Origin of the sequence: Limnohabitans sp. Hippo4 (genome assembly GCF_003063605.1) — a bacterium.
In the GTDB taxonomy this organism is placed as follows: domain Bacteria; phylum Pseudomonadota; class Gammaproteobacteria; order Burkholderiales; family Burkholderiaceae_C; genus Limnohabitans_A.
Genome location: NZ_NESE01000002.1, coordinates 525998 through 550622, shown reverse-complemented (window position 1 = coordinate 550622; position 24625 = coordinate 525998). Strand labels below are relative to the sequence as shown.

Genomic DNA, 24625 nt, shown 5'->3' with positions numbered 1-24625 from the left:
ACCATGCCAATTTCTAAAATTCTTTTCATTGATGGTAAGGTCGAATCGCCAGACAGCTTGATTGCAGGTATCGATCCTTCTATCGAAGTGGTGATGCTCAATGATCAGGAGTCTGGTCTTGTCCAAATGGCGCGCGTACTCCAAGGACGTAAAAACGTGGGCACTGTGCACGTGATGTCTCATGGAGCTCCAGGTGGCATTTGGCTTGGCAATGGTCCCATCACAAGCGCAACCTTGACGCAAGATGCAGAGGCATTGGCAACCATCCGTCAAAACCTAGCACCAGGCGCTGATATATTGCTTTATGGTTGTGACGTAGGCGCAGGTGAGCAAGGTCAATCGTTCATCGATGCACTGTCAAAAGCTACAGGCGCAGATGTCGCCGCATCGATTGATGCCACTGGAAAAAGTGATGCAAATACTCCGAGCGATTGGTCGCTTGAAGCTATGACGGGTCCCATTGAAAGCATGGTGATCAATCCTACCGACTATGCCTATGACTTGGGCTATTGGCAGTATGTAGGCCTGTTGAGCGGAGACCCTTGGAGTATCAACAAAGGTTCTTGGTACACAGCCCGATTTGATTCGGATGGCGGAAAGTACGGTAAGGGCGGAGTGGGCACCAAAGTCAACTCTAGCAACGTTTCAAATTTATATCAAAGCAGCTCTAACTGGGGTGCAGAGTCGGTTGACTTTACTTTCAGAGCCTCGCCCAATGCCATCAATGGTTCGCCTTGGTACATCAACAACTGGGACTACGACGCAGGTTATGCCATCTTATGGGGCGCCTACGCCAACAACGTTCCCACCCAAGTTGCAGGTGCTGCTTCAATCACCATCGGTCAAGGCACCAGTTACACGGTCAACCTCAAAAATTTGGTGCAAGATGATTACTACACCAGTCCATCAGATTTCTGGCGTTATTTCAGAGGCGCCTCAGCTACCAACACAAGTTACGCTACAAAATCGGGTCAAAGTTTTTTAGTTGGCGTCAATTCCGACAAGGTTGTGACTTACACAGCAAGTAACGCAGCGTCCCTCAAAGGAACTATATTGCTTGGAACGGTTCGCTACTATGTGGACGACGGCTTTGACTACAGCCGATGGGGTAGCTTAAACCCCGACTATTACAGCGCTTATAGTCGCTACAAGCAAGCCGGCTTTGTGACCAACATCTACGGCAGTTTCAACAACGACAACATCACTTGGACAGGTTCGCCCGCAAACCAAAATTGGATCAGCCCGTCGAGGAGTGAATTCAGCTTTGCCAGAGGGGCTCAAGATCCTGACAGCATTGACTATGTGACTGGGTATAGCTTCCGAGGAATTCAGACACGAACAGGTACTGACAGTAGCAGCAATCCCGTCTATGGCACTTCCACAACAACTTTACCGACATGGCTGAAATTGGCCGCCAACGGCACTACTTTTTATGTAGAAAATTTGGCACCTGAATTCTCAGATCAAGAATATCTCATCACAGTTCGCGCCACATCCAATGATGGCACAACGATCGACAAAACGTTCACACTTCGGACAGGCTCCAAGGCCCAACTCAATGATGCACCGTCCAGTGCCGGAAATTCAATCACACTGAACGAAGACACCACCTATACGTTTGCCGCCAGCCAATTTAACTTCACGGACCGCGACAATACGGTAGGCAAGTCCACCTCGACCCTGGCAGCCAATGGCGCGGCACTTCAAAGTGTCAAAATTCTAACGCTACCAGACGCCAGCAAAGGCACCCTCAAATTGGGCGGCACTGCGGTTGCTGTCAACGCTTCGATTGCTGTTGCAGACCTTGGAACATTGACTTTTGAGACTGCTCCCAATGCCAGTGGCACCGCCAGTTTTACCTACAAAGTAAATGACGGCATTGACGATGCCAATGCCCCATCCACCATGACATTGAACGTCACAGCCATCAATGATGCGCCAGTGATTCAAGCCTACTCTTCTTTCGACAATGTCACCAGCGTTTACAGTGGTGATGTGACAACCCTCGCTGCCACGATTGCTGACACAGCATCAGCAGACACGACATTTACAGCGGCAACGGGTGGCGCCCTTAGCGGTTATCTCAAGGCCACCGATACCGAAAACACAACAACCACTCTCACGGTTGTTGGAGGCTCAGCAGCAGGTGGCGTGATCACTAAAGTTGGCAGCTATGGCAGCTTAGCGCTCACCAGCAGCACTGGTGCTTGGATCTACACCCCCAATGCCACCGCCGTCAATCAGTTGTCAACTCAAGCCCTTGATGTATTCACTGTCAAAGCAACAGATGCAGGTGGTGCAAGCTCAACCAAAAACATCACCATCACTGTCACTGGCGCCAACGATACACCTACAGCGACTGCATTGACGACACAAAACTTCAATGGCACTGGCGCTTGGAGCTACACCGTTCCGGCAGCAACATTTTCAGATGCAGATGGCAATGCACTGACATACAGCGCAACACTAGATAACGGCGCTGCATTGCCCTCTTGGCTTAGTTTCGATGCCACAACCAGAACGTTCAAAGGAATTCCTCCTGACGATACAACTTACGCATTGAAAGTCGTTGCTTCTGACGGCACCCTCTCTGCAAATGCTACTTTTGATTTGGTGGTTGGCAACCGAGCCCCTGTACTTACAAATCCAGCGGCTTATGTTAGCAAGACGACCCATGAGGTCAGTACAGTCACATTTGATCAAGCATTGAATGCAGGGGACGTGATCAAAGTTAACAACGTTCCAATCACCATCAATCTCGATGCAGAGTCTATAGAGACCGCCGTCGCAACTGCTTTGAGTTCGGATACAGCCATCACATCAGCGTATACCGTAAGCCGAGACAATGCCGCCAATACAGTAACGTTAGTTTCAAAAACTAAGGGCGATATATCTCCCAACCTTCAAATCGCCGGAGATGCAGCATCTTCAGTTACTGCAACGATTACGGAAGGCACTGGAAATGCATCAACGGGAACAAATGAAACAGTTGTTTTAACATTTTCAGCGGGTGCATATGCCACGAAAAGTTTAACAATAGGAAGTTCATCCAGCATCACCCTCCCGTCTTCTTCTATTTCGACAACACAGATAGCGCAGCAAGTCGCAGCCGGCACATTCACCGGATACACCACCTCAGTATCTGGCAGTACAGTCAAATTCATCGCCTCAACAACCGGCGATGTATCTGACCTCACAGTCACAAACTCAACGGGTGGCAATCTCACAGGCGTAACGGTAACGAAAGTGGATGGATCAACCGGCTGGTCCTACCAGATTCCGACCAACATTTTTGTTGATCCAGATGGAGACACATTAGCCTACACAATTACTTTAGACCCTGCCCCAGCGAATGCAGCAAATGTAACGATTACCGGAAATACATTAACAGGCGATGGAAGTTCATTTAACGGCAAAATTTTGGTTTCCGCTAGTGACGGCAACAGCCACACAGTCAGCACCAGTATTGGGTTGCAGGTCCATGACGGCACGCCAACAGTTTCTTTGGCTGCTGGCACATTGCCAGCGGGCTTGCCTGCGGGCTCTCCTGCCGGCACGATCCCTTTTGCAGATGGACAAGGTTCTTTCAACTACACCATACCAGCGGACTTATTTGCAGTTCAAGGCGCTCAGCCAACTTACTCTGCAACGCTTGCATCAGGTGCCGCATTACCAGCATGGTTAAGTTTTAATTCAACAACTCAAACATTTACTGGAAACCCACCAGGCTCTGTCACCTCCCCTGTGTCTGTGAAAGTCAAGGCAGAGATCTCTGGACAAACGGCCATCGAGCAGACACTGAATTTAACGGTCACGAATGCTGACGATGCCTTGGTACTTCTAAGCCCAATCGGCAATCAAACCATTACCGCTGGATGGACTGGCTTCACCTTGCCTGCAGCGAACACGGTATTCGACAACCCAGAGAACATCAGCTCATCTGAGCCCGTCACCGGCTACACCCAGGCAGAATATTTCAATGGCACTTCATGGATTGTCATGTCATCTGGCAATGCCAACAATTCAAGCGGCATTGTCTTCAATCCTACGGACCGCAAGTTCACAGGCTACCCCAAGGACTCAATTGAGTCCTTGCGAGTTCGCGTGACAGGAGAAACGGGCGTTCATTCCACAGGTACAACCGAGTTCAGTTTCTTGCTGCCTGCAAACGCAGCCGGCTCGGGAACATTGTCTGGAACTGGCAGCGTGGGCCAGACCCTGAGTGTGTCTGTTACAGACTCTGATGGCGCAACGGGAACCAAAACACATGAATGGCAAATTTCAAAGGACAACGGAAGCACTTGGCTACCCATTGCAAGTAGCAGCAATGCCAATACTTACGTCTTAACCCAAGCAGAAGCCAAATCCAAAGTTCGTGTTACCAGTTACTACACAGATGATCGTGGCCATACCGAAATTGTTGACTCTAATCAGGTCACAGTAGGTGCAGCTAACGTAACAGGACAAGTGTCAATTGTAGGTACCCCCGTACCCGGCGACAACTTGTTTGCGCAAGTTACGGATGCCAACGGCATCAGTGGCTCAGTCAGTTACCAATGGCAGCGCAGCGACACCTTAGGCGGTACATACACAAACATCACTGGCGCTACTTCGGCCTCTTACTCACTTCAAAACGAGGACGGCAGCAAGTTCATCAAGTTAACAGCAAGCTACACCGACGCAGATGGATTCGCAGAATCTGTCACTGTTACAGCAAATGGCGGCACTGCGATGCGTTTGGCGCCAATTGCACCGGTGGCAACTGACGACGTCGGACCTGGACTCACCGAAAACTACGGCGTGGGCAATGCAACGACGGGTACAGCCACATCGTCGGGCAATGTGCTTACCGATGGCACGGATGACAGTGATGCAAACAAGACGGAAGTGGGCGACACCACAGTCTTGTCTGTTGCCGAAATTTTACTCGGCAGCGCTGAAGGCGTGGGTGATGCAAGCACTCAAACGGGCGACAGAACATTCAACGACACCACAACAACTGCGGATACGCGAAGCTACACCCTGCAAGGCTTGTACGGTAGCATTGTGATGTCCTACAACGGCACCTACACTTACACCCTAGATCAAAACAATCCAGCTGTGCAGGCACTTGCTGAGGGTCAAACACTTACCGAGGTGTTCAACTACCGTATCGATGACGGTAAGCCCGCATTTCTGAGTGACAGTGCAACGCTAACCTTCACGATCAACGGCAAAAATGATGCCCCCATCATCACAGTACGTGTTGACAAAGCCGTTGATGCCAACGGCGCAGAAACCACGACGGATTTGCCGTTTGCCTCAGTCCTTGAAGACGCCGCAACCTACATTCCAACCAATAAATTGGTCTTTACCGACTTGGACATGGGTGCGACTGCCAATCGGGTCGATCACGACAATGACAACAGCACACCCACAGTCAACAACGACTTTGTGGTCACACTTTCTGTCAGCAGTGGCCGTTTAACGGTTCCAGATGCCACACCCTCTGGCATCAGCATCGTTGGCTCGGACACCTCGAAGTTAACGATCAAGGGGCCCATGGTCTCGATCAACAGCTGGTTGTCTGCAGATGTGGTCAAGTACTTGTCTGCTCCTAACGCTGTTGCTGACGCGACCTTGACTGTGACTGCCAACGATGGTTATGGTGCACAAAGCTCAACAGGTCACAGCATTGTGATCGCTGGACAAAACGATGCGCCTGTGTTGGACATGAACGGTTCGAATGGCGCAGGATTCTCATACAACGTTCTATTCCGTCCGCGAGGCGATGCAATTTACATCGTGGATACCGATGTTGCAATTTCAGATCCAGATCCCAACGACCGCATCATTGGCGCCACCATTGCCCTGACCAGCGGCGCCTTGGACAACCAGTTTGGTACGACATTTGAAACACTTTCAACCACCTACGCCGACACGTTCACACTCAATGCAGGCACTGCCAATGCACGCACTTTCACCCTCACAGGTAACGGCACACCGAACCTGAGCATTCAGGGTGAGGGTACGCATGCAGATTACGTCACCATTCTTAAAACAATCAAGTACGTCAACGACAATCCCAACGCATACGGTGGTGATCGCGAAGTCACCATTCGTTTGACCGACAAGTCAACGCAATTGATGGCGGATGGCTCAGTGGACGAGGCCAGTCGATCGGATTCCAACAAAGCCATTCTGATTTCTGCAGAAACAAACGGCAACACAGCAGTTGCTGCCGGTCAAAGAATCTTGGTCGACGGCGTAGACTCAGGCAATTTGATTGCTCAAGTTCTCGATAACAAGAACTACATCGTTAACAAGCCCATCAAACTGCTGACGCCAACCTCAACGATCCAGCTCTATAAAACTGCGGTTGTTGAATCAGCCCCTTCTGCTACTACCTTGGTGTTGCAAGTGGGCGATGATGCAATCAAGCCTGGTCAGGTCATTAAAGTTAACGGCACTCAAAAGGCCGTTGTTCAGTCTGTCAATACACCTGTCAATGGTGTGACCACGGTCACAACTGCGTCTGCGCACAACATCTCGGTGGGCTCAGGCCCTGTTACGGCAACTTTTGAAACGACATTGCCACTAACCGAAATCAAGTCGACACAGGTAGACCACGTAGCCACTAATGTCACGACTAGCACCACCTTGGTACTTGCAGACATTGACATCTACATTGAACCTGGTCAGCGTATTTTTGTTAATGGTGTCGACAGTGGTGCTACTGTCAGTGCAATCGCTCACGATGCGATCACCAAAACGACTGTCACTGCAAGCGCAGCCATGACGGTCAATACTGCAGCCAACATCACGTTCCGTACTTTTGCAACCAATACATCGCCAGATGCTCGCGCTGTGGTGAACAACTTCTGGACCACAGAAATTGACCTGAACGGCATCTTGTCTAGCGGTCGAGATTACGAAACTGCATTTACCGAAGGTCAAGCCTTACCCGTTGAAATTGCGGCTGGTTCAGCTAGCTTGGACAATCAGGTGTCCAAAATCCGCACCTTGGTGGTCGATCTCAGCAACCCCAAAGATGGTGATGCGCTGTTGGTCAATGCTGCCTACACCATTGGTTTGCTGGGACGTGGCATCTCAAGTGCCTTGAGCAACAACAATCACACCGTCACAATTTCGGCCATCAATCAGAGCACCGGTGTGAGCTCCGCAGATATGCAGATGGCATTGCGTGCAGTTCAATTTAAGAACACTGCTGAAAATCCTGACGTCACGCCAAGGGTACTCAATGCCACGGTCACGGATGTGACCGGCGAGACAGGCGTTTCTGCCAAAACTACGATTTTCATTACACCTTTGAACGATGCACCAACACTGCTGGGTGACTTTGCCGCCACTTTGGATGAAGGTGGCGTCTATGCATTGAACAGTGTGTCGGGGCAAAAAGAATTCCTACCTGCCGACGAGGACAACGATGTCAACACCTTGACATATACGGTCACATCGTTGCCTGCCAATGGACTCACTTTGTTCCGTGACAGCAATGGCGATGGGACGATTGACCCCAATGAGGCTCTCCTTGTTGGCGCAAAATTCACCCACGGCGAAGTTCAGGCGGGTGTCATCAAAGTTCGACAGTCTGGCGCGGACCGAGCATTTGCCGGATTCACCCAAACAGAAGCTCAGGATTTGATCAATGTTGTGCGCTACGAAAACACGCGCGGTACAGATGGACTGGCTTCGACTCAAGCTTCGTCAGGCATGCGCAAAATTACTCTTGCCTCCACGGACACTTGGAATGCATCGGGCGTGCAAACAACCACTACGCTGGGAACTACGACTGCCGAAGTGATTGACACGGCAACAGCCAGCACTTTATTCACAGGCGCCACCGCCGTCACACTGGCAGATCCCGGAGCAAATGGCTACAAGTCAATCACCTTCAAAGTGACTGATGTACTCGACGGTGCTTCGGAGCAATTGAATTTTGGAAATGTCAGCGTACCGCTGAAACCAGGGAGCTACAACAACAGCGGTACCGTATACAAAGTGGTCACAGGAACTGAAGTGGTTAGCTCGGTCACCAAAACTTATTATCTGGTGACGGTATCTAAAACTTCTTATGCATTGGGCTTGAACATGGCCGATGGCGGCCAAGACGGCAGCTTGCCTGTGCCAACGTCTGTTGATTTTACAATCACGCCCATCAACGATGCTCCCACCCTGACTGCCTCTCCGGTCGGTAACGCGTCTTTCACAGAGGGCAATGCATCACCGACCACCTTGTTCCAGTCTGTTTCATTGTCGACTGGCGATACAAGCGGAGTTGCTCAGACCATTTCGTCTATCGCAGTCACAGTGAGTGATGTCCAAAACGACGCTGATGAAAAATTGCACCTTGGCAACCAAGCCGTTGCACTAACTCCTACCACAACCACAGCCATGACTGTGGTTCTAAACAGCCAAAACTACAGCGTGAACAAAGCCGTCACCGTTACCAATGGCGTGGCAACTGTGACTTTGTCTGGCAATCAAACTGCAGCAGTTTGGCAAGCTCTGTTGGGCTCTTTGGCCTACAGCAATGCCAGTTCAGACCCCATTGGTACTTCGCGCAAGATCACGATCACCACTGTCACAGACAGTGGGTCGAACAGCGCACCCAACGTCAATACAGCCACCTTCTCTCTTGAGAGCAATGTGGGTTTGATTGCCGTCAACGTAGCGCCGGTCTTCGATGGCACCAAACCATTCACGCAAAGTGTTCTGGACGGTGCCACTCAAACAATTGGCAGCGGACAATTGGCAGCAACCGACGCAGATGGCAACTCGGCAACTGCCAAACTCAGTTACAGCCTATTGACTTTGCCAAGCAAAGGGCAACTGTTCATTGACGCCAATTCAAATGGAGTTGCGGACTTTGGCGAACAGCTCGTATTGGGCACCAGCAGTACGCAAAACGGTCAGTACCGAAATTCATTTACACAAACTGATCTGAACAACAATTTGCTTAACTATCAAGCAAATGGAACCACAACTGGCACAGACACGTTCAGTCTCAGTGTCAGTGATGGTATAGCTGCTGCAATCAATCACGATTTCACAGTGTCAATTGTTCCGGCTTCTACAGTTCGCGGCGCCATTAACACTGCAGCAACAACAGATGTGTTTACCAACGTTTCAGTTGCCACTTTGCCAGCAGGACAAACCATCAAGTCATTGACATTTACCGTCAGTGGCGTGACTGATCCCAACGAAAAGTTGACGATTAGCGGAACTGATGTTGCTTTGTTTAACGGCAATAGTGTGACTGTTGGAACCAGCCCCAATACTGTCACTTACACAGTGTCCGTGGATGCACAGGGCAAAGCGACTGTGGTTGTCACAGACGATGTATTGCCCGGCTTTACCAATATCCAAGCTGCATCGCTGATTGACAGCATCACCTACAGCAATACATCCACACCTGCCACAGTGGGGTCGCGTGTGATTGAGATGACCAGCATGGTCAATTACACAGCAAGTGGTCAGACATTGCCTGAGACGCCCATTCAGCAAGGCACCGTAACGGCTACACCTTCCAATCCTGTCACGGATGTTACTGCTGGCACCAGCGTCACCAGCAGCACAGATGGTACACAGCCGCTCTTCAGCAGCGTTGATGTAAACATGCCTACCGGTGAAGTCATCAACACCCTCAGCTTCACGGTTGACAATGTGTTGGATGGCAACAAGGAAGTGTTGACCATCGACGGAACTGCAATTGGATTGGGTTCCCCCTACCCTCACACAGTTGCTGGCACTGGTGTCACGTACACGGTTTCATTAGGACAAGACGGACAGGTTTTGGTCACTGCAGTGTATGCAACGGCACTGAGCGAAACGGCCATCGAGGCGACCTTGGCCAGCGTACGCTATGAGAACACCGAAGTACCTCCTACCGCTGGTCAACGATTGGTCAGTGTCGCCAGCATGGGCGATTCAGCGCACCCCAACGATGCCATTGCTGTTGACTTGATAGGCGTTGTCAATGTCAAAACTAGCTTAGATCCCTTTGGAAGTTCTGCCACCAATGCGTTGGACACGGCCGTTCCAACAGGTGGCGCTGTTCAAAGTCTCACCTTCACCGTTGATGGCATTGTTGATGGTGCCAACGAAGTGCTGAAAATCAATGGTCAAGAAGTTCCGTTGGTGAATGGCACTGTAGGCCCTGTTGACGGTTGTACATATACAGTGACTGTGGTCAATGGCAAAGCGACTGTGTTGGTTAGTGCATCACCCGCTTTGACTGAAACTCAAGCGCAAACCTTACTGGACAGTGTCACATACACCAACAATGCAGAGCCCGCTACCAGTGCCGTTAAGTCAATTGAATTGACCCAAGTGGGTGTTCTGGCCACTTCTACGGCCACTACTGCTACTCAGACGCCCATCTCTGGCACAGAAGTCAGCGCTACGCTGGGCACGCCTGCATTCGACCCCTTCAGCGCGGCCGAAATCACGCAAGTCAATTCAGCCATCACAAGTGCGACTACCGGTTTGACTTTCACCGTCAGTGGCGTCAAAGATGGTTCGAGCGAGGTGCTGAAATTTGGCACTGTTACCGTCCCCTTGGTCCCCGGAACCGTCGGCCCTACTGCCAATGGCATCACCTATACCGTCACGGTTATCAATGGCACTGCCACTGTCGTGGCTTCGGGCTTAAACTCGGAAGCGCAAGGCGAATCTTTGGTGGCCGACATGACTTACCAAAACACCGCCAATCCGGCCACATCCGGGGAACGCACAGTCAACCTGGCATCGGTCAGTGCTGGCGTAACTTCAACCAATGTCAACTTGGGCGGCGCCGTTCAAATCTTGGGTGAATTGCCAACACCACAAAGCATTGACCCCTTTGGAAGCGCTGCAGTCACAGCCGTAGACAACGCGGTGCCAACCGGTAGCACAGTCGGCGCTCTGACTTTCACGGTACAAGGTGTATCCGATGGTGCTAAAGAAATTTTCACGATCAACGGTCAAGCAGTCCCCCTGATCCCAGGCACTGTCACCATTGATGGCGTGACCTATTCAGTCGCAGTCAATGGCAGTGGCACAGCAACCATCACGGTCAGCACAGGGGCACCAGGCTTTACTGAAGCTCAGGCCAAGACCATGGTGGATGGCGCGAGCTACACCAATACCGACAGCACCCCAACGGCTGGCGCGAAGACCATCACCTTGCAAGACATTGCTGTCATTACAGGGGGCGTCAGCAGCACTGTTCCGTTGAATGATCTCAGCGCTGGCGTCGTCATTGGCAATGGGGCGCTAAGCCCCCTCAGCTCATCCGACCTGACCACCGCCAATGCTGCCATCACCGGAACACCATCATCACTGACTTTCACAGTTTCTGGCGTCAAAGACGGTGGCAACGAAGTCCTGAAATTTGGTAATACAGTTGTGCCGCTCATCAATGGAACAACTGTTGGACCAATTGACGGCATCACCTATACGATCAGTGTCGATGCTGATGGCGTTGCCACAGTCGTCGCTTCTGGCATGACCTCTGAGGCTGCTGCCGAGAGTTTGGTGGCCGGCATGACTTACCAGAACACCGATTCCAATCCAACTGTTGGAGACCGAACCGTTGCGCTGACCAAAGTGGGAGCCACGACAGTCAGTGGCGTCAGTGGTTCTGCACAAATAGGCTCAGGCTCGGTGCCCAATGTCGCGCCTGTCTTGACTGTCAATGGATTCACCATGTTGGAAGGTGGCATTGTCAATGTCACAAAAGACATGGTGTCAGTGACAGATGCAGACGATGCATTAGAGACACTTAAATTCAAACTCACTGGACTAACCGACGCCACCCTTTTCCGCGATAGCAATTACAACGGTGTTGTCAACCCTGGCGAAGAAATTGGCGTGGGCCAGTCGTTTGCTTATCAAGACATTGTGAATGGCGTACTGAAAATCCGTCACGATGGTGATCAGCCGAACAGCAATTCTTTGAGTTTGTCTGTTTCTGATGGCACGACGACTGTCTCTGGCAGTCATGTATTCACAGTCACCAACGTGAACGACGCACCCATTGGTTTGCCCACTATCACAGGACAAGCCAAGCGCGCGATGGTCCTGACAGCCAACACCTCTGGCATCCAAGATGCTGACCTGTTCAACAATCCTGCCAACCTCTCTTATCAGTGGAAAGCGGACGGCATTGACATCAATAGCGCCACCAACAGCACATACACTGTGGCGCGAGCTGATATCGGCAAAAAAATCACCGTATTGGTCAGTTACACAGACGCAGGTTCACGAAATGAATCTGTGCTCAGTTTGCCGACAGAAGCCGTGCAAAACGTCAATGAAGCACCTACCCTTTCTGCTGGCGCGATTTCTGTCGCAGAAGGTGGATCGATAACGTTGACAACCAGTCAAGTGAATGCGAGTGACGGAGATGGCTTGGGCAGCAACCACTTGTTGACCCTGGCCAATTCCCCAACCCATGGCACTCTTTATTTGGATCAAAACGGCGATGCCAACCTGGATGTAGGCGAATCACTCGCAGACAACAGCCAGTTTGCTTGGACTGATTTGGCTGCAGGCAAGGTTCGCTACAAGCATGATGGATCCGAAGAAAATGACAGTTTCCAACTTCGACTCTCCGACTCACAAGCACAAACAGGCTTCGTAAGCTTCGCCATCAATCGAACAGCGGTCAATGACGCACCCGTTATTTATGGCTTGAACACCGTCAGCGGCGCTTCCGTGGTCAACGATGTGCTGACTTATGCGACCAGTGGAACACGGCAGTTGCTGGATCAAGGTTCGGTCTTCGCAACCATCAGTGATTCTGACAGTGCTGATTTTGATACGGGCGTACTGCGTGTTTCAATTGCACAAAACAGAAATGCGGCAAGAGATGTTCTGAGCATTGAATCGATCACTACGGAGGGACACACGGTCTCTTTGGACACGACAGATACCAATGCAGCTGACGGCATCAACATCAAGTACGACAACACTGTAATTGGTTCTGTCAAAGGCGGATCAGGCGCAAATGACCTTGAGGTGACATTCAATGCCAACGCTAACAGTGAGAAGGTTGCAGCGGTTATTCGATCAGTCGCCTTCACCAACCTAGAGAAAGTTCCCGCCAACTCTAGCCGAGTGGTCGCTTTTGAGCTGAGCGATGGTGATGGTGGCACATCAGCTGCCTCTCAGGTCTCGATCAACTTGACCGCAAGTGCAGCGCCGATCATCCAGAACAACGCATCTGAAATTTACGTCCAGGAAAACAATTTGGATGTTGGTTTCTTTGTAGCGCTTGATCCTGGCAACAAAGCCTTGACTTACAGTATCAGCACATCAGCCGCATCAAACAACGCTGACCGTGGCAAATTTGTCATCTCAGCGGCTGGATTGCTTCAGTTCACTGCTTTGCCTGACTATGAAAACCCGACCGATGTTGGTTCAAACAATGCTTATCAGGTGATTGTCAAAGCGACAAACTCAGATGGCCTGGCCGACGAATCCATCTTGACAGTTAATGTGACCAATGCCACCACAGGTGTTGGCGAAAACGAAGGTACGCCACCTAATTTCTTGGTTGCTACCGTCAATGGAGCTCAATTAGCCTTGATGTTTGCTGATGCCAATTTGCTTGATGGCACAAACTTGCCATCAACTTCGCAGTTTACTGTGACAAGCAATGGGCAGCCAGTCCCGGTTTCGGGTTACTTGGTCAATACCGGAACCAAGGTTGTGACATTGACACTGGGTAGAAGCATTGCGTATGGCGAGAATGTACTCGTTTCATTCAATGACCCATCCGCACAGAACGACGTCAATACGCTGCAAGACATTTACGGCAATGACGTTGTTAGTTTCTCGGGTCAAAGCGCCTTGGTCTTGACACCCATGCCTGAAGCAGTCACTACTGGCGGAGGCAGCACTGCCCCAATCCCAATTATTGTGCCAAAAACAGATACCAACATCGTTACAACAACGACAGCGGAAACAGCCGTCAAGTCTGTTGTTTATGTTGCAGCCGATGGCACCAAAAAAATCATCGAAGGTGATGGCAATGGTGACGGCATCAAAGACTCTGCGCAAAACGCCGTATTGTCCGTACCACTCAAAATCTCTGACAGTGTGAGTACCGCCGGTTCAACGACGCCAGAATCGTACATCACGCTGGTTACAGCGTCTGTGAGTGGCAAAGTATCTGCCAATGAGGTGGCGGCCATCACTGAGATCAATCAATTAGATGCGCCTGCGGGTCTTCCAGACAACGTCAAGATGCCTTTGGGTCTCATTGCCTTTAAGTCAACACTTGCAAATGTCGGCGCCAAGGGCTCCTTCAGCCTTTACGTAGACCCTACACTAGATTTCAATGGCTACTGGAAGCAAAACGGTCAGGGCGTATGGACCAACTTAGCAACGCCCGCTTATGGCGGTCAAATGACCATGGAAGATACCAAGATGCGCATCGATTTTGTCATCCAAGATGGTGGCGAATTCGATGAGGATGGTGTTGTCAACGGCGTCATTGTTGACCCAGGCGCACTCGGTGAACTGCAGTTGTCCGTGATGGGTTCTGTGGCAACCATGCCCCTCAATATTTTGTGGTTCTAACAGTTTTGAAAGTTGGTATGAAGAAAATATTCACAATTGCTAGCGCAACACTTGCTTTGTCTTTGTTGCTAGTTGCCTGCGGAGGTGGTGGCTCATCTGAGTCCACTACACCTACACCTACACCTACACCTACACCTACACCTACACCTACACCTACACCTACACCTACACCTACACCTACACCTACACCTACACCTACACCTACACCTACACCCGTTCCAAGCACGCCTCCTGTGCTTTCGGGGCGCTGGGTGAATGACCAAGGCGTTTGGATCGCGAGATGGCTGAACCCAGCTCAAGGGGAAACTCAATCACCCGTTTGGCTTTTGTCCACTGATGGTCAAAGGCTTGCCTATTTAACAGCTACGGTGAATGTCAATGGAGACGTAAAAGCCAGTGGATCCGCTTTCAATTTAGATCCCGCCATCAATACGATCATTCCTATCAACTGGTCAGGAACTTACAATGCCAAAACTGCCAAAGTTAGTTTTGACAACGGCACTTCCATGACGCAGGATGTACCGCAAAGTCCTGCTGTTCAAACAGAGGTCACAGGCACTTGGGCAAGCTCAGTGGGCAACCCTTTAATTGGCCTAACCTTTGTCATTGATTCGCAGGGCGTTTTAACTGGCAATAGCACCACAGGCTGTACCTATGCCGGGTTGGTGGCTGTCAGACCAGAAAGCTTTGTTTATGACACCAGAGTTACAGAAGCTTGCCCCAACAAGACACAGGTTTTGTTAAATGGAATTGCAAGTCTGAGTGCCAACAAAGCAAATCTCACATTCACTTTACTGACTGTGGATCGACTTTACGCCAAAGCACTTTTCTTCGGAAAACCTTGATGTTGCTAGGCCAACGTGTGCCTAGAAACACCCTTGGGATAAAAAAAAGCACTTAGTGATACTAAGTGCTTATTTTTTGAATGTTGGTAGGCGCGATTGGACTCGAACCAACGACCCCCACCATGTCAAGGTGGTGCTCTAACCAGCTGAGCTACGCGCCTACAAATTCAGCCCGCATTGTAGCATCAAAAAATAGGCACTTTTTGAGCACAGTTAGGTCAAATTCAAAGTCCCTGCCCTAATTTCGCCTTACCTGCCCCACCCCAGCCACCGACTTCACACTTTGCATCACCCGCTTTAATAGCGACGCATCGGCCACTTCAACCGTAAAAGTCATCCAAGCCGTTCCCTTGACCGACTGAGTCTGCACGCCAACGACGTTCATTTTTTCCTTGGCAAAGACCTCTGAAATATCACGAAGCAAGCCCTGTCTGTCGGTAGCTTCTACAGAAACCTCTACGGGATACAAAAGCGTCTGACCTGGTTTTTGAACACCCCATCGAACTTCAATGACCCGCTCGCTGTGTTTGGCCAACAAAGACTGAAAGTTGCGACAGTCATCCCGGTGAATGCTGACTCCTTTGCCTCGGGTCACAAAGCCACTGATGGCATCGGGCGGCGCAGGTCTGCAGCACTTGGACAATTGCGTCAGCAATGAATCCACGCCCACCACCAATACACCCGATTGCGACTTGGGCGGCACTACGCGTGATTTTTTGAGCAGCACAAAATCATCGGGCTGCATCACGGGCTCTGGCGGCCGCAAGAACACCTCGATGTTGCGCAAGGAAAATTCATCCTTGCCCACTGTTTCAAACAAGGCCTCAGACGACTTGAATCCCAAATCTGAAGCCAGGTCTTCTAACTTGATGGAAGTCTTGCCTTCACGCTGCAAAATTTTCTCAACAGCCTCGCGACCCTTGGCGATGTTCTCATGCGTGATTTGTGCATTGAACCAAGCACGCACTTTGGCCCGCGCCCGGTGGCTGACCAAAAAACCGAGCTCGGTGTTCATCCAATCGCGCGAAGGGCCACCCTCCTTCACGGTGGTGATTTCGACGGTCTGGCCGTTTTGCAAAGGTGTGTTCAATGGAATCATCACGCCATCGGCTTTGGCACCTCTGCATCTGTGGCCCAAGTTGGTGTGCACGGTGTACGCAAAATCGATGGGCGTTGCCCCTTTGGGCAGCTCCACAATGGCGGCATTGGGTGTGAGCACGTAAATGCGATCGTCAAAGAGCGCGGTTTCATCGGCAGATTGTCCTGACCCTGCTTTTTCTGTCGCACCAGCAGGCCCAGAAACCTCGGAAGACATCTCGCGTTCCCAAGCCAAGAGCTGCCGCAAGACTGCAATTTTGGCGTCGTAATCACTGTTGGCACTGACGCCCACATAACCCTTGGCACCCGCCTCTTTATAGGCCCAATGCGCCGCAACGCCATGCTCTGCATGGTCGTGCATGGCTTGCGTGCGAATTTGGATTTCAATGGGTCGACCTGAAGCATCACGCACCACGGTGTGCAATGACTGGTACCCATTGGGCTTGGGTTTGGCGATGTAGTCGTCAAACTCAGAAGTGATCGGAGAAAAGCTGGAATGCACCCAGCTGAGCGCCTCATAGCAATCGGCCACATTGGACACAATGACGCGCATGGCACGGATGTCAAACACTTGCGAAAAGTCGAGCGACTTGCCGCGCATTTTTTTCACAATGCTGTAGATGTGTTTGGGCCGGCCTTGCACTGAGGCTTTGATGTTTTGCGCCGCCAATTCGGTTTGCACTTGTTCGCGCAAACGCTGCATGTTGCTTTCGCGCTCCACGCGTTTTTCGTCTAGCAATTTGGCAATTTTTTTGTAAGTGTCTGGCTCCAAGAACCGGAAAGACAAATCTTCCAATTCCCATTTGATCTCCCAAATACCCAGCCGATTGGCGAGAGGCGCAAACACCTGCAAAGACTCTTTGGCCAAGCTGGCCGGCACCGCTTGTTTGCTGCTGGCAAAGTAGCGCAGCGTTTGCAAACGCGATGCCAAGCGCAACATGATGACGCGCAAATCTTTGCTAAAGGCCAGCAACATTTTGCGCACGTTTTCTGTTTGCGCGCGCGGATCGTCTTGCAATTGCGCAGCCGACGTTGCCGTGCGCGACAGACGCTGCACTTCCACCAATTTGGTGGTTTCTACGGCCAGCGATGCAAACTCATCGCCAAAGGTTTTGGCAATGACCTCATGCGGGCGGCTGAGGTGTGGGCAGGTGTAAACCAAATAACTGGCCGCCTTCACATCGTTGCCGCTGTTCATGGTGTCCAAAATGGCCACGACGGCATCGGCGTGCGCAAGCAGGTTTTCGCCAGTGTCTAACAACTCACCAGACAAGAAGGGTTCTGCAAAGGCCCTTGCACGAACTAAAATGTCTTCATAAGACTCACTCATGCACGCAGCCCCAAAAACGCCAGCACCAAGTCGATTTGATCTGGGTGCGTGAGGGTTGGCGCGTGGCCGACACCTTGCACAGTGGCCACTTGCACGCGCGGTCCCCGCTGGGTCATGGCTTGCACGGCATCCCTGCTTAACAGTTCTGATTCAGCGCCGTGTATCAGCAAAGTTTTGCAACGAATGGCATCGTAGATTTGCCACAGCGCTGCCTCACCCGCCTTGGCAGATGCTTCAGTGACGGCGCTGATGGGCACCCTCAACTGCGGGTCGTAGTGCAAACAGTACGCGCCATCTTCTAGGCGCTTCACCATGTGCTGCGACAAGGCCAACCACTCGGCATCCGAGTGCGGACCAAAAGATTTTGAAATCTCCCACATGGCATTGGCGGCGTCTTGCACCGTTGCAAAGTGGCCCACCTCTCCCACATAGGTCTGCATGTTTTGAATGGACTTCCATGACACGGGGGGGCCAATGTCGTTCAGCACCAAGTTGCGAATGGGCACGGGCAACTCTTGCGCAGCCAACAACATGCCAATCACGCCGCCCATGCTGGTTCCCACCCAATCAAGTCTTTGAATGGGGTGCTGGCTGTTCAAGCTTTGAATCAACACAGCCATGTCGGATGCATATTGCGGAAATTGGTAAGCCATGGGGTCCGTCAGCCAATCGCTTCGGCCACGTCCCACCACATCGGGGCAAATGACGCGAACAGGCGGCAATTGGGCCGCTTCTGCAGCAGCCACCATGGCTTGGGCCAGCAGGTCAAAGTCGCGTCCTTGACGGGTGAGCCCATGCACGCAAAACACCACATGGGAGGCCGTGGCAGGCCCCCACGAGGCATAAGCCATGCGGTGGGAGCCCTTTGCATCAGGGCAATTGACGTACGCAATAACGGGTTCGGACATGCAGTTTCACTTGATTGAATGACCGCTGTCAGGCCCACGTGGCCTGACCGCGCCATAATTCACTTTTCCACATCGTAAATCATTCGGAGAACACCATGCTGAAAGGCAAAACCGCACTCATAACCGGCTCGACCAGTGGCATCGGCCTGGGCATTGCCAAAGCCTTGGCAAAACAAGGCGCCAACATCGTTTTGAACGGCTTTGGCGACCATGCGGGTCCAGAGGCCGAAATTGCGGCTTTGGGCGCCAATGTGGCCTACCACGGCGCAGACATGAGCAAGCCCGCCGAAATCGAGGCGATGGTGAAGTTTGCTGAAGACAAATTTGGCCGTGTTGACATCTTGGTCAACAACGCCGGCATTCAGCACGTGGCGCGTGTTGAAAACTTCCCAGTTGAGCGTTGGGATGCCGTGATCGCCATCAACCTGTCCAGTGCCTTCCATGCATCGCGTGCTGTCTTGCCCGCCATGCAAAAAGCCAACTGGGGTCGCATCATCAACGTGGCCTCAGTGCACGGTTTGGTAGGCTCTGCCGAAAAATCAGCCTATGTGGCCGCCAAGCACGGCATTGTGGGATTGACCAAAGTCACAGCCCTGGAAAACGCCACATCGGGCGTCACCTGTAACGCCATTTGCCCTGGCTGGGTGTTGACGCCTCTGGTTCAAAAACAAGTGGATGCCAAAGCCGAAGCTTTGGGCTTAAGCAACCAAGCAGCCACCGAATTGTTGTTGGGTGAAAAAGAACCCTCCAAGCAATTCACTACGCCAGAAGAGTTGGGCGAGTTGGCGGTGTTTTTCTGCTCCGCAGCGGGCAACAACATTCGCGGCGTGGCCTGGAACATGGACGGCGGTTGGGCCGCTCAATAAGCCTCCCAAACAAATGCCACCTTCAAGGTGGCATTTTTCTTCAGGGCTTGTGAATCAAGACCACGGCCCTGGCCTCCATGCTGAGGCCCTCGCCCACTGGCCCCATTTTTTCAGCCGTTTTGGCTTTCACGTTGACATGGGATTCGGGCACACCCAAAACCTTGGCAATGGACGATCGAATGTCTGAGCGATGTGGCGACAACTTGGGTGCTTGGGCCACGATGGTGCAATCGACATTGCCCAAGTGCCAGCCCAGTTGCTTGACGTGGTCGTAGGCTTTTTTCAACAACACCACAGAATTGGCACCCTTGTAGGTGGCATCGGTGTCTGGAAAATGCTGACCAATGTCGCCCAAGCCTGCAGCGCCCAACAACGCATCGGTGATGGCATGCAACAAGACGTCTGCATCGGAATGCCCCAGCAGGCCTTTGTCGTGTGGAATTTGAACGCCACCCAGCATCAAGGGTCGGCCTTCAACCAAGGCGTGTGTGTCCCAACCTTCGCCAACTCGAATGTTCATGTTCTGCTCCCCAGTAAATCTTCCGCCAAAGCGAAATCGGGTGGATAAGTGACTTTGAAATTGTGGGGGCTACCGACCACCAACTTGGGGGCAAAGCCCGCCATTTCCATGGCGCTGGCTTCGTCGGTGATGCCTTCAAAATTCTCAGCTTGCTTGGCCTTTAATGCGGCATGCAACTGACCTGCGCGAAACATTTGGGGTGTTTGGGCCAACCATTTGTCTTGGCGCGGCAAGGTTTGACTGACGCGGCCATTGACCGCTGCTTTCAAGGTGTCGGGCAAAGGCAACGCCAGCAGGCCGCCCACGTCGTCGTCGATGCAGGCATCGATCAGGCGGTTGATTTCCAATTCAGTGATGAGGCAGCGGGCTGCGTCATGCACCAAGATCCAGTCGTTCGCTTGAACACCCTCTGGCTTGTGCTCACCTTCTTTGAGCAAGTAAGACAAGCCATTGAAAACTGATTCGGCGCGGGTATCACCACCACAGGCAATGCGCTCAAAAGGACGGCGACCCCGTTGTCCTTCCGCCCCTTCTAGCGCATCTGGCGCATCTGGCCAAACATGTGTATCGCTGGGTGAAACCACCACAAGCACTTGCTGCAGGCGTTCAACGGATCCCAAAGCGGCCAAGGTGTGCATCACCATGCTTTGGCCAGCAATCAGCTCGTACTGCTTCGGCTTGAGAGTGCCAGCGCGCGAGCCCGAGCCCGCACAGGGCACCAACGCAAAACAGCGCGCAACGGGCAAACAACTGTCAGTGCAGGGAGGACTGTCTTTTTCAGAGGAATTCACGGCCTGTTGCTTTTTTCAATGTCTAAAAATTGACTTCATAGGAAGCCTAAGCCCACATTTTGAAGGACTTCAAGCAGATTTGGAGACTTTCAAGGACTTTTTAGCAGCAAGCTGCGCCAACACAACAAGCCCTCTTAAAATACAAACCAAGTTTTATTCACACCCCCCTCCATCTCGGCGGGGGGTGTTTGCCATTGGTGTTTCATGCAATTACCCGCGCTGAGCTTAGGAAAACGCTTTACCCTGCCCCGCCCCATCGGCTCGGCAGATGCTGTGCTGTTGGCCCAACTGGCCGAACGAGAGAAAGCACAAGGCCGCCTGACGGCCGTGGTGACATCGGATGCGGCCGACACACAAAGGCTGATGGACGAGGTGGCCTTCTTTGCACCTGGCCTTCGCATTGCCATTTTTCCCGACTGGGAAACATTGCCCTACGACACCTTCTCGCCCCACCAAGATCTGATCAGCGAACGTTTGGCCACCTTGTGGCGCATCAGTCAGCGCGACAAAGCCGAAGGGGCCGACTTGGTGTTCATCCCGGCCACCACCGCCTTGTACCGCTTGGCACCGCCTTCGTTTTTGGCAGGCTACACCTTTCAATTCAAAACCAAACAAAAGCTGGACGAAGCCAAGCTCAAGTCGCAGCTCACTTTGGCCGGTTACAGTCACGTTAGCCAAGTGGTGAGCCCGGGCGAATATGCCGTGCGCGGTGGCCTGATTGATTTGTTCCCCATGGGCTCTCAGGTGCCCTACCGTGTCGATTTGTTTGACAACGAAATTGACTCCATTCGCACCTTCGACCCCGACACACAGCGCAGCTTGTACCCCGTACCCGAAGTGCGTTTGCTGCCGGGTCGAGAGTTTCCGATGGACGAAGCCGCGCGCGCCAAGTTTCGCAGCCGATGGCGCGAATTGCTAGAAGGCGACCCCACCAAAAGCCGCATCTACAAAGACATGGGCAATGGCGTCGCCACGGCCGGCATTGAATATTATTTGCCGCTGTTCTTTGAAGAAACCGCCACAGTATTTGACTATTTGGGTGCAGGAACGGACATGCCGGCCACCTTGGTCTTGCTCGGCGATTTAGAGCCTGCCTTTCAACGTTTTTGGCAAGACACCAAAGACCGCTATCGATTGGTGCAAGGCGACCCAGAACGGCCCGCCTTACCACCCGAAGCATTGTTCTTATCGGCTGAGCAGTTCTACACAGGCACCCACCAGCATGCGCAATTGGCGCTCAGGCAAGGTGCAGATGCTGACGCAGACAACACACTGGCGCAAGCCCTGCCCGACCTCACGGTGGTGCGCGGTGCGGAAGAGCCTTTGGCCAAACTTCAAGCGCACATTCGAAGCACACCCCATCGCGTCTTGATTCTGGCCGAGAGTGCTGGCCGACGAGAAAGTTTGCTCGACTTTTTGCGAACTGGCGGTGTCAGCCCTCCGGCCTTTGATGACCTGCAAGAATTTCAAGCCAGTGACGAAAAAATAGGCATTGCCACGGCCGCCTTGAATGCTGGTTTCCACTGGTTTGAAGCAGGCATTGATTTGGTCACAGAGACCGAATTGTTTGCAGCAGGTGTCACCACGCGTCGCCGTAAAAAACAAGAACAAGTCAGCGATGTTGAAGCGCTGATCAAAGATTTGTCCGAGCTCAACGTGGGCGACCCTGTGGTGCACAACGCCCACGGCATTGGCCGCTACCGCGGTTTGGTGAACATGGACTTGGGTGAGAAAAACCCAGACGGCACGCCCGCCTTGCAAGAGTTTTTGCATTTGGAATACGCCGACAAAGCCACGCTGTATGTGCCCGTCAGCCAGTTGCAATTGATTGGCCGTTACACCGGTGTGAGTGCCGATGAAGCGCCGCTGCACCGTTTGGGCAGTGGTCAGTGGGAAAAAGCCAAACGAAAAGCGGCTGAGCAAGTGCGAGACTCCGCCGCAGAACTGCTCAACATCTACGCGCGCCGCGCAGCGCGCGAAGGCCATCCCTTCAGATACAGCCCACAAGACTACGAAGTCTTTGCCAATGACTTTGGTTTCAGCGAAACAGCCGACCAAAACGCCGCAATTCATGCCGTGATTCAAGACATGATCAGCCCCCGCCCCATGGACCGTTTGGTTTGTGGCGATGTGGGCTTTGGCAAAACCGAGGTGGCCTTGCGCGCAGCCTTTGTGGCCGTGACGGGTGGCAAGCAAGTGGCAATTCTGGCGCCCACCACCTTGCTGGCCGAGCAACATTTCCAGACACTGAAAGATCGCTTTTCGAAGTGGCCTGTGAAGGTGGCAGAGGTGTCGCGCTTTCGCTCGACCAAAGAGGTGAATGAGGCGCTCAAAGGTTTGGCCGATGGCACCGTGGACATTGTGGTGGGCACACACAAACTGCTGAGTGAATCGACCAAGTTCAAAAACTTAGGACTGCTGGTGATTGATGAAGAACACCGCTTTGGTGTGCGTCACAAAGAGGCCATGAAGGCCATGCGCGCTGAAGTGGATGTGCTGACCCTGACAGCTACGCCCATTCCGCGCACCTTGGGCATGGCGCTAGAAGGCATTCGCGATTTGAGCGTGATTGCCACGGCGCCGCAACGCCGCTTGGCCATCAAAACCTTTGTGCGCAATGAAGGCACCGGCGTGATCCGAGAGGCGGTTTTGCGCGAATTGAAACGCGGTGGTCAGGTTTACTTTTTGCACAACGAAGTGGAGACGATCGAGAACCGCCGTCAAAAGCTGGAAGAGATATTGCCGGAAGCACGCATTGCAGTCGCCCACGGCCAAATGCCCGAACGCGATTTGGAAAAAGTGATGCGAGACTTTGTGGCGCAGCGCTACAACATCTTGCTCTGCTCCACCATCATTGAAACCGGCATTGATGTGCCCACCGCCAACACCATTGTGATTTCGCGCGCCGACAAATTTGGCTTGGCGCAGTTGCACCAATTGCGCGGCCGTGTGGGACGCAGTCACCACCAGGCCTATGCGTATTTGATGGTGCCTGACATGGATGGTCTCACCAAACAGGCTTCGCAGCGCTTAGACGCCATCCAACAAATGGAAGAGCTGGGCAGTGGTTTTTACTTGGCCATGCACGATTTGGAAATTCGCGGTGCCGGTGAAGTGTTGGGTGAAAACCAAAGCGGCAACATGATGGAGATTGGCTTTCAGCTTTACAACGAAATGTTGAACGAAGCGGTTCGTTGCTTGAAGGCTGGCAAGGAACCCGATTTGCTCAGCCCCTTGTCTGCCGCCACCGACATCAATTTGCACGCCCCTGCCCTGCTACCCAATGACTACTGCGGCGATGTGCATTTGCGTTTGTCGTTCTACAAGAAATTGGCCACAGCCAAAACGACCGACCAAATTGATGGCTTGCTAGAAGAAATTGTGGACCGCTTCGGCAAGCTGCCAACGCAAGCTCAAACCCTGATGGATGTGCATCGTTTGCGCGTCATGAGCGTGCCTTATGGCGTGGTCAAGGTAGACGCCACACCCAACGTGATTGTGATCAGCTTCAAACCCAATCCACCCATTGAGCCGATGCGCATCATTGAGTTGATTCAAAAGAACAAGCACATTCAATTGGCCGGCAACGACAAGTTGCGAATTGAACGTGAGCTGCCCGATCCAAAAGCACGAGCCCAGATGGTGCGAGACATTTTGAGGTCATTGGGACAACCTAAAATTGAGACTGTGGAAGGATAA

At 52.2% G+C, this 24625-nt stretch carries 8 protein-coding genes and 1 tRNA gene; 4 read left to right on the top strand and 5 right to left on the bottom strand.

Going from position 1 to position 24625, the window contains the following annotated elements:
* Positions 1-3 precede the first annotated feature (3 nt).
* Together B9Z46_RS08020 and B9Z46_RS15220 are read left to right on the top strand one after the other, a co-directional pair.
* Positions 4-14568: a DUF4347 domain-containing protein gene (locus tag B9Z46_RS08020; RefSeq protein ID WP_108255465.1), complete on the top strand. Its 14565-nt coding sequence runs from the start codon at positions 4-6 to the stop codon at positions 14566-14568.
* 17 nt (positions 14569-14585) lie between these two features.
* A complete protein-coding gene (locus tag B9Z46_RS15220; RefSeq protein WP_199220572.1) occupies positions 14586-15413 on the top strand; it encodes a hypothetical protein in 828 nt (275 codons plus the stop codon).
* 84 nt (positions 15414-15497) lie between these two features.
* On the opposite strand, the gene B9Z46_RS08005 is transcribed toward B9Z46_RS15220, so the two are convergent.
* The 3 genes from B9Z46_RS08005 to B9Z46_RS07995 form a co-directional block, all read right to left on the bottom strand.
* A tRNA-Val gene (locus B9Z46_RS08005) sits at positions 15498-15574 on the bottom strand.
* Positions 15575-15651: 77 nt separating this feature from the next.
* Positions 15652-17841: a bifunctional (p)ppGpp synthetase/guanosine-3',5'-bis(diphosphate) 3'-pyrophosphohydrolase gene (locus B9Z46_RS08000; protein WP_108255459.1), complete on the bottom strand. Its 2190-nt coding sequence runs from the start codon at positions 17839-17841 to the stop codon at positions 15652-15654.
* Complete coding sequence (locus tag B9Z46_RS07995) at positions 17838-18749, bottom strand: alpha/beta fold hydrolase (RefSeq protein ID WP_108255457.1); 912 nt, start codon at positions 18747-18749, stop codon at positions 17838-17840. The genes B9Z46_RS08000 and B9Z46_RS07995 overlap by 4 nt, the downstream gene beginning before the upstream one ends.
* A 95-nt stretch (positions 18750-18844) precedes the next feature.
* Between B9Z46_RS07995 and B9Z46_RS07990 the strand changes: the two genes are divergently transcribed.
* A complete protein-coding gene (locus tag B9Z46_RS07990) occupies positions 18845-19615 on the top strand; it encodes a 3-hydroxybutyrate dehydrogenase (RefSeq protein ID WP_108255455.1) in 771 nt (256 codons plus the stop codon).
* Positions 19616-19655: 40 nt separating this feature from the next.
* Here the strand turns inward: B9Z46_RS07990 and ispF are convergent, their stop codons facing one another.
* Both ispF and ispD read right to left on the bottom strand, forming a co-directional pair.
* Positions 19656-20135 (bottom strand): 2-C-methyl-D-erythritol 2,4-cyclodiphosphate synthase, encoded by a 480-nt coding sequence (gene ispF / locus B9Z46_RS07985; RefSeq protein ID WP_108255453.1) that lies wholly within the window; start codon positions 20133-20135, stop codon positions 19656-19658.
* The gene (gene ispD / locus B9Z46_RS07980) at positions 20132-20926 is read right to left on the bottom strand and encodes a 2-C-methyl-D-erythritol 4-phosphate cytidylyltransferase (protein WP_233245945.1); all 795 of its coding nucleotides are present in this window, start codon (positions 20924-20926) and stop codon (positions 20132-20134) included. Before ispD ends, ispF begins: the two co-directional genes overlap by 4 nt.
* 204 nt (positions 20927-21130) lie before the next feature.
* Here ispD and mfd point away from each other — a divergent pair, with 204 nt between their 5' ends.
* Positions 21131-24625, top strand: coding sequence for a transcription-repair coupling factor (gene mfd, locus B9Z46_RS07975; protein WP_108255451.1), 3495 nt, complete (start codon positions 21131-21133; stop codon positions 24623-24625).

Bases quoted from the DNA above. Each gene is read 5' to 3' on its own strand.
- B9Z46_RS08020 (WP_108255465.1), top strand. From the start codon at position 4: ATGCCAATTTCTAAAATTCTTTTCATTGATGGTAAGGTCGAATCGCCA.
- B9Z46_RS15220 (WP_199220572.1), top strand. From the start codon at position 14,586: ATGAAGAAAATATTCACAATTGCTAGCGCAACACTTGCTTTGTCTTTG.
- B9Z46_RS08000 (WP_108255459.1), bottom strand. From the start codon at position 17,841: ATGAGTGAGTCTTATGAAGACATTTTAGTTCGTGCAAGGGCCTTTGCA.
- B9Z46_RS07995 (WP_108255457.1), bottom strand. From the start codon at position 18,749: ATGTCCGAACCCGTTATTGCGTACGTCAATTGCCCTGATGCAAAGGGC.
- B9Z46_RS07990 (WP_108255455.1), top strand. From the start codon at position 18,845: ATGCTGAAAGGCAAAACCGCACTCATAACCGGCTCGACCAGTGGCATC.
- ispF (WP_108255453.1), bottom strand. From the start codon at position 20,135: ATGAACATTCGAGTTGGCGAAGGTTGGGACACACACGCCTTGGTTGAA.
- mfd (WP_108255451.1), top strand. From the start codon at position 21,131: ATGCAATTACCCGCGCTGAGCTTAGGAAAACGCTTTACCCTGCCCCGC.